The following is an 11,874-nucleotide window of genomic DNA, read 5'->3' on the forward strand; positions in this document are numbered from 1 at the left end:
TCGGTTACGTGCCTTCTACCGAACTATCGTCTGACTTCGCTCCGGGCCGACGCTGATGTACTCGACCGGCACTCCGACCAGCTTCTCGACGTGCTTCACGTAAGCCTGCGCGTTCGCCGGGAGGTCTTCGAACCGCCGCACGTCGGAGATCTCCTCCTGCCAGCCGGGCACCTCATCGTAGACCGGCACGCACTCGCCGATCGAGTCCCAGTCGCCGGGGAGGTTTGCCGTCTCGATTCCGTCGCACCTGTATGCCTTGCAGATCTTCAGCGTCTCCAGGCCGCCGAGAACGTCCAGCAGCGTCAGCGACAGGCTGGTCATGCCGTTAACCATCGCCGAGAACCTGATGGCGACGGTGTCGAGCCAGCCGCAGCGTCTCGGTCGGCCCGTGGTCGTTCCGTACTCGTGTCCGCGCTCGCGGATGTAGTCGCCCGTCTCGTCGAGCAGTTCGGTGGGGCAGACTCCCGCTCCCACCCGCGTCGTATATGCCTTCGCCACGCCGATGATCCGCTCGATCGCCCTCGGGCCGACGCCCGTGCCGATGCACGCACCGCCGGCGACCGGATGCGACGACGTGACGAACGGGTAGGTGCCGTAGTCAATGTCGAGCAGCGTTCCCTGCGCGCCCTCGAACATCAGCTTCTTGCCCTGCGCGAGAGCGTCGGCCACCAGGAAGTTCGTGTCGGCCACGAAAGGCTTCAGGCGTTCGGCGCAGGCGGAGTATTCCTCAAGGATCGCGTCCGTCGAGAGCGGCTGATCGCCGTATACCTTCTCGATAAGCGCGTTCTTGAACTTCATATTCTCGGCCAGGCGGGTCTTGAACCGTTTCGGGTCGATCAGCTCACCCATGCGGATGCCGATGCGCGACGCTTTGTCGGCGTATGCCGGGCCTATTCCCCTCGCGGTAGTGCCGATCGCCTTGCCGCCCTTCTGCTTCTCTTCCAGGATATCCTGCACCGGGTGGTACGGCATGATAATGTGCGCGTTCCGGCTGATCCGCAGGTTGTCCACCACGATCCCTCGGCCGATCAGTCCGTCGAGTTCGCCGACGCACACCTTGGGGTCTATGACCACGCCGTCGGCCACTACGGGGGTGACACCGGGGTACAGGATCGCCGACGGGATCAGATGGAACTTGTAGGTCTCCGAACCGACCATCACTGTGTGGCCGGCATTGTTCCCGCCGTTGTAGCGAACGACCACATCCGCCTCTCCGGCGAGGTAGTCAACGATCTTACCCTTTGCCTCGTCGCCCCACTGGGCGCCTACGACCACGGTGTTTGCCATGAGCGCACGTCCTTCCAACCGTTCATAAACGCGCAAAGTGGATAGCGTGCAAAGCTATCCACTTCGGCTTGCCTCAAAACGCGCTGAGTATACCAGTATCCCCCAGGCCTGTCAAGGAAACGACACGGTGGGTTACTCGGCCGGCATTCAGGGCTTTGTCGCGGGTGATGGGTTGACTGCCGGCGGAGGGCCGGACGGCCTGCCGGAGGGCGGTGTCGGCTGCCGGACGTCCACCTTGCCGTCCTTCAGGATGTTCAGAACCGTCGGCGGCTTGCCCTTTTCGAAGACGTGCTCGCGGCAGGTCAGCACCACCGTGCTGCCCGGCGCGGTCGGTGACGGCCGAGTGTACTGATAGGGACGGGCGACGCCGGATCGCTTGCCCGTCGGGCAATCGAACACCGCCTGATTCCTGGTATACGTCGGGCAAAGATCCCTCAGCGCGGGTGGATACTGCCCATTGTGGTCAGCAGCGTACTTCACCAGCAGCTGATTGATCTGTGCCATCTGGGCCGAGCATCGTCCAACGTCCTGCGAGCCCTGAAACACCCCGCGCAGGGCCGGGTTCTTCATAACCGTGCTGTATGTCCAGAACCCGAATCCGATACAGATCAACACTACTACCAGGCAGCCGATCCCGCCGACCTTGAGGCAGGTGGGTACGCCGCTCTTCTTCTGAGGCGGCCCTCCGGGGTACTCGTTCGTAGACATGATGGATGAACCTCCTGAGTCTGGATGAGGAGCGTCTTCATGATAGCCCGCCCGACTCCGCCCGTCAACCATACAGACGCGCGGCGAGCTGAAAAGTTGCTACGCCCCCGCACGCTCTGATATAATCGGCCTATGCGAACGCTCTATACCGAGACTTGCAGCCCGGACGAGATCGCCGCCATCCTCGACAAGCCGCTCCTCCAGGAGAATCCCGCGGTCGAGAGCGCCGTCCGAGGCATCCTCGCGGACGTTCGGCAGAGGGGTGACGAGGCTGTACTCGAGTACACGCGCAGGTTTGACTGGCCGGACGCCGACTCGGTCGAAGTACCGCGCGAGGAACTTGAACAAGGCCACGCGCAGGTTTCCGAGTCGCTCCTCTCAGCGATCCGGGTATCCAAAGCGAATATCGAGCGTTTCCATAGGAAGCAACTCAGGGAGTCATGGTTCGACGAGAGTCAGCCGGGCAAGCTGCTCGGGCAAGTCATCCGCCCTATCGAGCGGGTCGGCGCGTTGGTACCCGGGTTCCTCGCGCCGCTCCCGAGTTCGCTGCTGATGACCGTCGTCCCGGCGAAGGTCGCGGGCGTCGAGGAAGTCTTCGTGTGCACCCCGCCGAGGAAGGACGGCTCGATTCATCCGGCGACCGCCGCCGCCGCGATCGAGGCGGGTGCTGATAGAGTTTTCAGGATAGGCGGCGCTCAGGCGGTGGCCACACTGGCGTACGGGACGGCGACCGTTCCTCGCGTGGACAAGATCGTCGGGCCGGGGAACGTCTACGTCACGATGGCCAAGCGGTTCGTCTACGGGCAGGTCGGCATCGAGATGCTCGCCGGCCCGAGCGAGGTGCTGGTGCTTGCCGACGAGACCGCCGATCCGCGCCACGTCGCCGCCGACATGCTCAGTCAGGCGGAGCACGACCCGGATGCGCGCGCACTGCTTGTGACGCCTTCGCAGAAGCTTGCTGACGCCGTCAACGCCGAGATCGAGAGGCAGCTCGATGCTCTTACGCGGAACGAGATCGCCCGCAAGTGTCTTGACGACAACGGCGCGATTATCATCGTGTCAGATATGGACGAGGCGGTTGGGATCGCCAATCGGGTCGCCCCCGAGCACCTGGAGGTCTCGGTCGCCGATCCGCTGGCACTTCTTCCGAGGCTGAAGAACGCGGGTGCGATACTCTTGGGCGACAACTCGACGGAGCCGATCGGGGATTATATCGCCGGCCCGAGCCACGTGCTTCCGACGAGTGGCACGGCGCGGTTCTCGTCCCCGCTGAACGTGGACGACTTCCTGAAGAAGTCGAGCGTCGTGATGTACTCGAAGGAGGCGCTCCTTGCCGACGCCGCCGCGACGATCGAGCTCGCGGAGACCGAGGGCCTCGACGCTCACGCGAATGCGGTTAGAGTGAGGCTCGACCATTAGTCCACGCAGGTGGACTTCGTGCCTTTGTAGCCCTGACTTCAGTCGCCTGGTCAGGTTAGAACCCAGGCGGTTGAAACCACGGCAACAAGTGCGCGAAGTGTCCCTGCGGACACTGGGGAACTGACTGGAGGCAAGCCATGCCCCGAACAGCCGAAGTAGAGCGCAAGACCAAAGAGACGAAGATCAAGATCAGCATTGATCTCGACGGCAGCGGCGAGTCCCAGATCAGCACCGGGATCGGTTTCCTGGATCACATGCTGGATGCGGTCGCTCGTCACGGCCTCTTCGATCTCAGGATCGAGGCGAGGGGCGACCTGGAGGTTGACCCGCATCACACCGTAGAGGATATCGGCATCCTGCTCGGCAAGGCGATAGACAAAGCTCTGGGCGACAAGACCGGGCTGGTTCGCTACGGGTGGGCCGCCGTGCCGATGGACGAGGCGCTCGTGCTGACCGCCATTGACCTGAGCGGGCGCGGCATCATCGCCTACGACGTTGCCATCGAGCAGGAGCGTGTCGGCGCGATGGAAACCGTCCTGTTCGCCGAGTTCTTCGAGTCGCTTGCGCGGAACGGCAAAATGACGCTCCACATCCGAAAACTCGCCGGGGGTGACCCGCATCACACGGCGGAGGCGGTCTTCAAGTCCTTCGCCCGCGCCCTCGAAATGGCGACCCGGATATCCGACCGCGTGAAGGGTGTACCGTCTACGAAAGGGGTCCTGTGATTCCTGCTCCTACTCCTACTCGTACTCGAGAAAGGGGCGGGAGCGCGAGCCCGATTCACGAGCATGAGTATGAGCAAGCCTGCAGTAGCAATAATAGATTACGGCGTCGGAAATCTCCGTAGCGTGGAGAAGGCATTCCTCGCTGTCGGGCACAATGCCGTCGTAACCCAGAGCCCTGAAGAGGTCGTCAAGGCGGAGCGCATTGTCCTGCCCGGAGTAGGTGCGTTCGGCGCGGCGATGGAGAGCCTGCGCGCGATCGGCATGGACGAGGCCGTCCGGACGGTCGTCGCCGCCGGGAAGCCGTTCATGGGCATCTGCCTCGGCCTCCAACTGCTCTTCACCGAGAGCTTCGAACTCGGCCACTACAAGGGGCTGAACCTGATCCCCGGTAAGGTTGTGCAGTTCTTCCAGCCGGAGGACCGAACGCCCGAGACCGACGCGCTCAAGGTCCCGCACATGGGCTGGAACGAACTGATCGTTCGCAAGCCCGCGCCGCCGCTCAAGGATTTCCCCACGGGCGGGATGACGTACCACGTCCACTCGTTCTACGTCTGCCCGGAGGACAAGGATGTCGTCGCCGCGACCGCGAGGCACGGCATCGAGTTCTGCACGGCGGTCTGGAAGGACAACGTCTTCGCCTGCCAGTTCCACCCTGAGAAGAGCGGATCGCTCGGCCTCCGCATCCTCAAGAACTTCGGCGACTGGAAGCCGTAGCGCCGTACTCGTTCTCCCAATCGCAATCGTACTCGATTCGCTATGCGAAACGCCTCTCTCTCTGCCTCGATGGTTGACATTCTAATCGCTTGCTTGTCTATCCAGTGCATAGGCAGAAACCCCGTCAAACCCAGCCGGTCCGACCATGAGGCCGGAAACCTCTGGGTGATCGCATATTCGTGTCCGATCGCGGTGCGGTATCAGCCCGCGATTCCGAAGTGCGCGCCTGACGATACGAAACAGAACCGTGCCTTTAGCCGGGGCGCGGATCTCGAAAGGAAGGAATGACGAATATGAAGTACGCTCTTCTGACACTGGCGCTTGTGGCGCTGCTGGCGGCCTCCGCGACAGCGGCCACGGTGACCTACGGCCCGTCCGACACCGGCCTCTTGACAACCAACTGGGCGACGACCGTCTCTCTGCAGAAGTTCGACCCTGCGCTTGGGACCCTGAACAGCATCAAGTTCATCCTGGACGGGCATGTTGAGGGAACGGCGAAGTTCGAGAGCCAGGACGCGGAGCCGTCCGTGGTCACTATGGATCTTGCCGCCATCCTGAAGCTGCAGCGCCCGGACCTCAGCACTCTGGTCGTGACCATCCCGGTGGTTTCCACGCTTGACAATCCGAGTGCCTGGGACGGCGTGGATGATTTCGCCGGCACCTCCGGCAAGACATATAACGGGCTCACCGGCGACGATTCGAACAGCGTGACGACCACATCGGCCGCGGACAAGGCGTTGTTCACCGGACTCGGCTCCATCATCCTGCCGACGACGGGGAGTGGGGCTTCGACGGGAAGCGGCGCAGGCAACCTGCTGCTGCAGTTCGAGACGAAGGCGTCCGCCGCGGCCTGGGTCACCTACGACTACACCCCGATCCCCGAGCCGTCGAGCCTCATCGCGCTGATGAGCGGTATCGGCGGCCTGATGGGCTTCGCGATCCGGCGCAGGCGCTAGGCGGCCCTACCGGACGAAATGCGAAAGGCCTCTGCCTGTCGGGCAGGGGCCTTTTTCGTTCGCTGCGGAGTCTGAGAGATCACCCGCCGCCGGCCGGTTCCCGGGTCCTTCGCCCACCCGCCAGAGACCTGACGGCGAGGACGACTACGAAGACCGACAGCACCACGAGCGCGCCGTCCGCCGCGGTCAGCACCTTGTCTCCCGCCGGCAGATACTTCTTCTGCAGGAGGTAGATCAGCGAGTAGACCGTCGTCACCATCATGAACGCGGCGGGGATCAGCGCGAACAGGAACTTCCGCCCGCGAGCAACCAGCCACGTCGCCACCGCGATCAAGGTCAACGCCGCGAGAAGCTGGTTGGCGGAGCCGAAGATCGGCCAGAGCGACATGACCGTCTTGCCCTTCGCCAGGTAGAGCATCAGCGCGACCGAGAGCCCGGAGTTGAAGACGTATGTCTTGAGGATGAGCGGCGGATTGCGGAACAACGCCCCCCATAGCTCCTCGAACAGGTAGCGGTTCAGTCGCACGGCCGTGTCGAGCGTCGTGACGAGGAACCCCTCGACAAGCAGCATCCCGAATATGGTCCCGTATGCCGCCGGAAGGGCGAATGCCCTGTGAAGCAGGCCGCCCATCCCGACCGCGAACGCCGCCCCGGGGTTTGAAGGAGGCCCTCCGGGAGCCGGGAAAACCAGTTCCTTGTAGTGCGCGAAATCGAGTCCGACTCCGACCGCCACCACGACGCCGACCGCGAGCAATCCCTCGAGAACCATCCCGCCGTACGCGATCTTGCGCGCGTGGCTCTCCCGCGAAACCTGCTTCGATGTCGTCCCGCCTGCGACGAGCGCGTGGAATCCCGAGCACGCTCCGCAGGCGACCGTGATGAACAGGATCGGCCAGATCAGGCCGAGCTTGGTGGTCCCCTCGGCGATATTCCAGGCGGGAGCGCCCATCGGCAGTCCCTTGAAAGCTGCCGCGATTCCGGCCGCCACCAGGCCGATCACCCCGCCGTACAGCAGGAACGAGTTGGTGAAGTCCCTCGGCTGCAGTACGATCCACACCGGAATCCCGGCGGCCAGAAGCGCGTACCCGCCGACTATCCACATCCAGTTCTCGGGATTCAACGATATCGGGTATCGCAGTCCGATCCCGACTGATATGACGCATACGGCAAGGGCGAGCAGCGACATAACGATGGTGTTCGCCCGGCGTCTGTAGAGCAGGTATCCGACGAGCGGCGCCAGCCCGGTGATGATGATGACCGACGTCGAGGCGATCCCGCCGATTCGCGCCTTGACGACTCCGCCGTCAACCGCGGTCTTGAGAAGGGTCTGCGACTCAGGCATATTCAGCGCAGTCAGCGGCACGAGGGATGTCAGAGCGGCGGCCGTGAGCCGCAGGAAGACCGAGGTGACCATCAGGATCATGACGATCGTGAAGCTGATGAACAGCAGAAAGCCGAGCTTGCCGAGGGTCTGCTCGGCAACCTCCGCCATTGACTTGCCCTTCTCGCGCATGCTCGCGAAAAGCGCGCTGAAGTCGTGGACTGCGCCGACGAAGATGCTCCCCAGTACCAGCCACAGCCACACGGGAATGAAGCCGAATATCATCGCCAGCGTCGGACCGACGATCGGCCCCGCGCCGGCGATGGAGGCGAAGTGATGGCCGAAGAGCACCACGGGCTTGGTCGGCACGTAGTCAACGCCGTCGTTGATCTCCTCGGCAGGGGTGACGTTCGCGTCGCTCTCCTGGAACACCCGGCCGACATAGCTGCCGTAGAGCCAGTAGCCGATGAGAAAGAGCGGGATGGCCGCTATCAGCAGAAGGCCTGCGTTCATGCTTGCACCTCATCGGGCGATGAGCGAGCTTTGAACTAAGCGCACCCCGACTCATCACCGACCTGACTATTTCTCCTGGAAGGCCTGCCTGAGTTGGCTCTCCTTGTCCCGGGTGACGAGTGCGATGACGCTGTCGCCCTCGCGGAACTCCACGTCTATGTTCGGCAGTATCGCGTGCCCGTCGCGCACGATGGAGATGACCAAGGCCTCCTGCGGCAAATTGACGGCGGGTATGCGCCTGCCGACGACCGAGGAGTTCGGGCCGAGGTCAATCTCGACTATCTCGATGTTGCCCCGCTGGAGGGCCGCGAGAGGGATGATCGCGTCGGTCTCGATCTGCTGTTCGATGAGATTGAAGATGATCTCCGTGCTGCTGACGGTCGCGTCAATGCCCAGTGTGTGGAATATCTCTTCGTTGCTGGGGTTGTTGACCCGGGAGATGGTCCTAGGCACGCGGAACTTGAGTTTCGCCATCTGGCATATGACGAGGTTGTCTTCGTCATCGCCGGTCGTCGCGACGACGACATCCGCGCGCTCCATGCCTATCTCGCGCATCGTCCGCACCTCGCACGCGTCGCCCACGGCCACGACCTGGCCGAGATCCTCCGTCAGATACTGCGCCCGCCCCGCGTCCTTCTCGACGAGAAGAACCTCATGCCCGGCATCGGCGAGCGCCCTCGAGAGGTAATGGCCGACCTTGCCGCCGCCAGCTACTATGACATACATCGTTGTGTCTCCATTTCGCTACAGACAGGAATCCGTACCGGCCCGGTATCAGATGTCCGGTTGATCGTCGCTCAAACTGCAGTAGTCGGCCGCCATGCCCCACTCGCTGCCGAGCAGCATATCCCGCATGAGACGAGCCCCGATCACCGTCGTGCAGATCGTTTCGATTCCGAGTTCGCGATATGCGCACGCGCGGATCGGGTCGTAGATGCGGGCGGCGACCTTGGGCACGTGGAATCGCTGCTTGGCGATCTGCACCGACATGATGTTCGTGTTGTCGCCGTTGGTCACGGCAACAAAGGCATCGGCCTTCTCGATTCCGGCCTTCTTCAACACCGCGTCGTCAATGCCGTTGCCGACGACCATCTGCCCCGCGTAGCCTGGCCCAAGCCTGCGAAAGGCATCGCTCTTGCGATCTATGATGCAGACATTGTGACCGGATCCCGACATCGATCGCGCGAGCGTGGACCCTATCCGCCCGCACCCAAGGATGACCAGGTTCATGGAAATCTCCTCCCGCCGACACTCACACTCATACTATCCCGCCGACACTCACACTCATACTCGCGGCTTCCCCGGATTCAAGTACGATCAGGAGTGTCAGGGAAGTATACATCCGGCCTCATCAGGGTGTCAACAATGCGCGTCCGGCGGCCTGGCGGTCTGTTGACACTCGCCGGTCGGGATGGTATACTGTGCAATGTCCCGTGAGGGGCAGGAAACGTTGCGCGCTTGTAGCTCAGGGGATAGAGCGAAAGGTTGCGGACCTTTAGGTCGGGGGTTCAAATCCCTCCAAGCGCGCCAGTTCAGGTGCAGAGGTGGTGAGTACAAAGTACAAGGGCGGCCTGCGGTCCTGATGCTTTGTACTCAATACTTTGTACCCGTCAGGCGTGCCCTTGTAGCTCAGTGGATAGAGCGCCTCCGTCCTAAGGAGGGCGTCGGGGGTTCGATTCCCTCCAAGGGCGCCAGTTTGTCGAATCGTCTTCGTACTCGGTACTTCGTACTTGGTACTCCTCCCGGAGAGGTGGCTGAGTGGTCGAAAGCGGCAGTCTCGAAAACTGTTGTGGCGCTTGCGTCACCGTGGGTTCGAATCCCACCCTCTCCGCCAGCAACCCCTAGTATCTGCCGTGCTCCTCGACTATGTCGCGCATAATCCGGATGCGATTCTCGACCGCCCCCGGAGGCACCTGATCCCCCGCATTTGCGATCAGTCGAGGGCTGATCCCGCGCAGACCCAACCACCTGACGACGGCGGCTCTGAAGTCCTCTTCGCTCGAGTTCGGCAGCCACAGGTCCGGGGACACTCCGCCTGAGAGTATGAAGTCCGGCCCGGCCTCCCGGCGGCACTCTTCCGGAGTGAGGTCGCCCATCGGGGTGGGAGTCGCCGCATCGCAACAGTCCGCGCCGGTCTCTCGAACCATCCTGAGCGCGCCTCGGAGCTTGCCGTCTACGTGTACCGCCACGTGCTTGCCCGCGACGTGCAGGCGCCTGATGGCCTCCGTGTAGTACCGCGCGGACCACTCGCTGAAGAAGTGAGGCGGCTGGACATCGGACGAGATGTTGTCGCCCATGATGACGATCTCCGCCGGGCTTTTAGCGAGCAGATCTATCAGCCGCAGGTTGTTCTCGTTGATTCTAGCGATCACTTCGCGCATGGCATCCGGCCAGTCGAAAGCCGCGTACATCGTGCCCTCGACGCCCATCCAGTAGTGGAGCAACTGCCCGATCGCGCTGTAACCCGCCACCAGGTAGACCACTCCGCAATCGCCTACGTAGTCGGTCCATGCCCGATAGTGGTCCCACAGCGGTTCGAACTGCCGGTTACTCAGTGCGTATCCCAAAACTCTCAAGTCATGCTCCGTCCTGACGCCCCAGTCGCTGATTGCCCAGGAGTAGCTGTCTTCATTCCAGACACGCCGGCGCTCGATGCTCCCCAGTGGAGTGTCATACCGCCAGGTGATCTCATCGCCATTCCGCTCGACCTCAGCCGTGACTCCATGGGTGTGTCGAACTGAGTAGAACGAGCCGAGGTTCGGCACATAGAAGCCGACCCCCATCCGCTTGTGGTAGTCAATCAGCTCGATCTCGGGCGTCTCATAGGCGACGCTCAGGTCCCACGGCATCCGGTTCTTCCAGTAGAACCAATGCGACAGGTCCAGCATGAACGGTACGACATCCGGCGTCTCGCCCGCATAGACCGCAAGGATTCGCTCTCGCAGCGTCATAGACATCCGATCACTCCCAAGCTCCAATACTACATCAGCTCGCCATTACCCTTGACCGAATATCACTCTCGGCGGTAAAGTAATGTCAACTCGGCACAAGGAGTATCCGCATGAACTGGATGGACTTCCCGAATGACGGTTTCAACGTACACGGCCTCGCCTGGTTCGAGGAGGACCGACCCGCGCTCCGGAGACTCCCGGAGCGCCTCAAAGACACATTCCGACCGCCGGTGTGGGATCTGGCCCAGTCCCCGGCCGGCGGGCGCATCATGTTCGCCACCGACTCGGCACACGTCGGCATCCGGGCGAAATCGCCCGATTTCTTCGTCATGAACCACATCACCCGCATCGGTCAGAGCGGCTTCGACATCTACGTGGACGGGAACTTCATGGGCAGCGTCTCACCCGATCCCGAGGGCAAGATCGAGGCTCAGTGGCAGATTCAGAAGGAAGCGGGCAAGGTCCGGAACGTCACCATCCACATGCCTCTCTACAAGTCCGTCACCCTTCAGCAGATCGGCCTCGATGAGGGCGCGGCGATCAAGGGCCACAAGGAGTTCGCCATCGAGAAGCCGGTCGTGTACTACGGCACGAGTATCACCCAGGGCGGATGCGCCTCGACGCCCGGCACGACGTATCAGAACTTCGTCTCTCGGTCACTGAATGTGGACTTCATCAACCTCGGGTTTTCAGGCAACGGGCTGGGGGAGCCGGAACTCGCGAAGGCGATCAACGAGATCGAATGCTCGTGCCTGGTTATTGACCACTGGGCGAACAAGGGGAAGGACTACCGCGAGAACCTGCCGGTCTTCATCGGCGAGCTGCGGAAGGTCCACAAGACCGAGCCGATAATCGTCATGGGTCCGTTCTTCTACACCCGCGACGCGCTCGACGACAGCATGCACGTGGAACAGCGTAAGGCCGGCCAGGAGTACGTCAGGCAGATGAAGAGCGAGGGAGACCGGAACATCCACTGGTTCGACGGGCGCAAGATGATCGCGCCGGAGACCGCGTTCGGCCTGGTTGACGGCGTCCACCCGAACTCTCTCGGGTTCTACCTCATGGCCCAGGCTTTCACCCCGTTCCTCAAGAAGGCGCTCAAGCTGTAGCGGTTGGCGGCATCGGGAGGGTGTTCTTCGCGGGAGCCTCACCCTCCAGTGGCGTAAGCTTTGAGTGTGTAGATTTGCGAAGATGCTCCCCGTTTCGTAGACTTGATTTGGTCACGAATCAAGCGAGCGAAACGGAGGAGCATCGATGAGCAGTATAACCCTAAGAGAAGT

The 11,874-nt window shown here is 62.3% G+C and carries 11 protein-coding genes and 3 tRNA genes; 8 read left to right on the plus strand and 6 right to left on the minus strand.

Annotation, left to right across the window (positions count from 1 at the left end):
- Positions 1–15 precede the first annotated feature (15 nt).
- Entirely contained in the window at positions 16–1,287 is a 1,272-nt protein-coding gene (locus KBC96_12405; protein ID MBP6965198.1) for an adenylosuccinate synthase, read from the minus strand.
- A 147-nt stretch (positions 1,288–1,434) separates the two neighbouring features.
- Complete coding sequence (locus KBC96_12410; protein MBP6965199.1) at positions 1,435–1,995, minus strand: hypothetical protein; 561 nt, start codon at positions 1,993–1,995, stop codon at positions 1,435–1,437.
- 132 nt (positions 1,996–2,127) lie between these two features.
- Here KBC96_12410 and hisD point away from each other — a divergent pair, with 132 nt between their 5' ends.
- The 4 genes from hisD (at position 2,128) to KBC96_12430 (ending at position 5,809) form a co-directional block, all read left to right on the plus strand.
- Positions 2,128–3,414, plus strand: a complete 1,287-nt coding sequence (hisD, locus tag KBC96_12415) for a histidinol dehydrogenase (GenBank protein MBP6965200.1) — start codon at positions 2,128–2,130, stop codon at positions 3,412–3,414.
- 137 nt (positions 3,415–3,551) lie between these two features.
- Entirely contained in the window at positions 3,552–4,139 is a 588-nt protein-coding gene (gene hisB, locus KBC96_12420) for an imidazoleglycerol-phosphate dehydratase HisB (protein MBP6965201.1), read from the plus strand.
- 69 nt (positions 4,140–4,208) lie between these two features.
- The gene (gene hisH / locus KBC96_12425; GenBank protein MBP6965202.1) at positions 4,209–4,853 is read left to right on the plus strand and encodes an imidazole glycerol phosphate synthase subunit HisH; all 645 of its coding nucleotides are present in this window, start codon (positions 4,209–4,211) and stop codon (positions 4,851–4,853) included.
- Between the two features lie 293 nt (positions 4,854–5,146).
- The gene (locus KBC96_12430) at positions 5,147–5,809 is read left to right on the plus strand and encodes a PEP-CTERM sorting domain-containing protein (GenBank protein MBP6965203.1); all 663 of its coding nucleotides are present in this window, start codon (positions 5,147–5,149) and stop codon (positions 5,807–5,809) included.
- A 79-nt stretch (positions 5,810–5,888) separates the two neighbouring features.
- On the opposite strand, the gene KBC96_12435 is transcribed toward KBC96_12430, so the two are convergent.
- From KBC96_12435 to KBC96_12445, 3 genes are all read right to left on the minus strand, one after another.
- Complete coding sequence (locus KBC96_12435) at positions 5,889–7,643, minus strand: carbon starvation protein A (GenBank protein ID MBP6965204.1); 1,755 nt, start codon at positions 7,641–7,643, stop codon at positions 5,889–5,891.
- A gap of 66 nt (positions 7,644–7,709) precedes the next feature.
- A complete protein-coding gene (locus KBC96_12440) occupies positions 7,710–8,369 on the minus strand; it encodes a TrkA family potassium uptake protein (GenBank protein MBP6965205.1) in 660 nt (219 codons plus the stop codon).
- Positions 8,370–8,417: 48 nt separating this feature from the next.
- Positions 8,418–8,873: a TrkA family potassium uptake protein gene (locus tag KBC96_12445; GenBank protein MBP6965206.1), complete on the minus strand. Its 456-nt coding sequence runs from the start codon at positions 8,871–8,873 to the stop codon at positions 8,418–8,420.
- Between the two features lie 224 nt (positions 8,874–9,097).
- Between KBC96_12445 and KBC96_12450 the strand changes: the two genes are divergently transcribed.
- The 3 genes from KBC96_12450 to KBC96_12460 all read left to right on the plus strand — a co-directional run bounded on the left by KBC96_12450 (position 9,098) and on the right by KBC96_12460 (position 9,477).
- A tRNA-Arg gene (locus KBC96_12450) sits at positions 9,098–9,173 on the plus strand.
- A gap of 88 nt (positions 9,174–9,261) precedes the next feature.
- Positions 9,262–9,337 (plus strand) — tRNA-Arg (locus KBC96_12455).
- 50 nt (positions 9,338–9,387) lie between these two features.
- Positions 9,388–9,477 (plus strand) — tRNA-Ser (locus KBC96_12460).
- A 7-nt stretch (positions 9,478–9,484) separates the two neighbouring features.
- Here the strand turns inward: KBC96_12460 and KBC96_12465 are convergent.
- Positions 9,485–10,600: a hypothetical protein gene (locus KBC96_12465; protein MBP6965207.1), complete on the minus strand. Its 1,116-nt coding sequence runs from the start codon at positions 10,598–10,600 to the stop codon at positions 9,485–9,487.
- 104 nt (positions 10,601–10,704) lie between these two features.
- Here KBC96_12465 and KBC96_12470 point away from each other — a divergent pair, with 104 nt between their 5' ends.
- A complete protein-coding gene (locus KBC96_12470; protein ID MBP6965208.1) occupies positions 10,705–11,703 on the plus strand; it encodes an SGNH/GDSL hydrolase family protein in 999 nt (332 codons plus the stop codon).
- Positions 11,704–11,874 lie beyond the last annotated feature (171 nt).

The sequence above is a fragment of the Armatimonadota bacterium genome (assembly GCA_017993055.1).
Lineage (GTDB): Bacteria > Armatimonadota > UBA5829 > DTJY01 > DTJY01 > JAGONM01.